The organism is Jiangella rhizosphaerae, assembly GCF_003579925.1.
GTDB lineage: Bacteria > Actinomycetota > Actinomycetes > Jiangellales > Jiangellaceae > Jiangella > Jiangella rhizosphaerae.
Window position 1 is genome coordinate 1 of record NZ_QUAL01000245.1, and the last position, 1,726, is coordinate 1,726.

At 72.0% G+C, this 1,726-nt stretch carries 2 protein-coding genes; both read right to left on the reverse strand.

All coding sequences use genetic code 11. From position 1 onward, the window contains the following. Positions 1–1,112 (reverse strand): choice-of-anchor L domain-containing protein (locus DY240_RS22805; RefSeq protein ID WP_119662085.1); only part of this gene is annotated, 1,112 nt, incomplete at its 3' end. Positions 1,113–1,271: 159 nt separating this feature from the next. Beyond that, positions 1,272–1,726, reverse strand: a 455-nt coding sequence (hisF, locus tag DY240_RS22810; RefSeq protein ID WP_233552836.1) for an imidazole glycerol phosphate synthase subunit HisF, incomplete at its 5' end; no start/stop codon positions are given.

Here is a 1,726-nt window from a genome sequence, read left to right on the forward strand (position 1 = left end):
ACGACGCTGACGGTCACCGTGGCCGGCTCGGACACCGCGGTGCCGTCGGAGACGGTGAACGTGAACGCGTCCTCACCGACGTAGCCCTCGGCCGGCGTGTACGTGAGATCGGGCGCCTCGCCGCTGAGCGTGCCGTGCTCCGGATCGGACACCACCTCGTAGCCGAGCTCGTCACCGTCCTCGTCAGTGCCGGTCAGCGCGATCTCGACCGGGGTGTCGACATACGTCTCGACGGCCTGATCGTCGGCGACCGGCGGGTGGTTGGCCTCGAACGTCCCCGCCGCGATGACGACGGTGGAGTCGAGCGCGCGGTCCGAGGCGTCGGCGATGGCCAGCTTGATGTGGTTGGTCTCGCCCGCGACGACGTCGGCGGCGCAGGTGAGCACCGTCGTGAAGCCGTCCAGCTCGGTGGCGTGGCCGGCGACTCCCTCGTCGTCGAGCTCGTTGTCGACGTACAGCCCGGAGTTGACGTCGCCGTTGATGGTGTTGATCGAGACCGGCTGAGCGTCCTCACCGACGACGGCGCAGTTCTCACCGTTGACGAAGAAGCCGAACACGTCGTTGTACTCCGAGCCGACCCACTCGTCGTACTCCTCGGAGCCGAAGATGTAGTCGAACCGGATCTGCTCGGTCTCCGGCACGAAGTCGAACTCGAGCACGGCGGCGTCGTTGGTCGGGAACGCGGCCAGCGGCTCGAGGTCGGGGTCGCCGGGCAGGACGTGCTCGGTGGTCATCTCGTCGGAGACGTTCGGGCCGAGGATCGAGCTGCGGTCGCCGCCCACGGCGCCGGACGACAGCGCGACGCCGCCGGCGACGCCGAAGACGTCGTCGAAGCCGCCGGCCAGGCCGGCCGCGAGCGGGCTGCCGGTGAACTGCACGTTCTCGACGGTGACGCCGTCGCCGACCAGCGTCTGGACGATCTCGTCGGCGGTCAGGCCGCCGGTGTCGAGGTCGGCGACGGTCTGGTCGCCGACGCCCTCCCCCTTCGCCGACAGCGGCGTGGCCGCGCCGCGTGCGGCCGGCTCCTCGGCGGCCAGCGCGGCCGGCGCCCCGGCGGCGACGATCAGGAGTGCGCCCGCGGCCAGCGCGGACGACCTGCGGGCAGACGACAAGGACCTCACTGGTGCCCCCCTCAAGGCATGGCGACGCCGGAGCGTCGCCGCAAAGAAACAGAAAGCGTCGTGTCAGGGCCCGCCGCGCGGCGGACCGCGCCAGCTTAGCGGCATCGGCGAGGCTTGCGGTGTTTCGACCCGCATGCGTTTCTCGCGGCCTTAGCGGACGGTATGACCGGATTCCGCGAGTGCCTTCTTGACCTCGCCGATGTGCAGGTCGCCGAAGTGGAACACGCTGGCCGCGAGGACGGCGTCGGCGCCGGCGCCCACAGCGGGCGCGAAGTCGGCGAGCGCACCGGCGCCGCCGCTGGCGATCACCGGCACGTCGACGGCCGCGCGCACCGCGCGCAGCAGCTCGAGGTCGTAGCCGTCCTTGGTGCCGTCGGCGTCGACCGAGTTCAGCAGGATCTCCCCCGCCCCCAGCTCGGCCGCCTTCGCTGCCCAGCCGACGGCGTCGATGCCGGTGCCGCGGCGGCCGCCGTGGGTGGTGACCTCGAACCCGGACTCGGTGCCGCCGCCGCGCCGGGCGTCGACCGACAGCACGAGCACCTGGTTGCCGAACCGCTGCGCGATCTCGGCGACCAGCTCGGGCCGGGCGACGGCGGCGGTGTTGA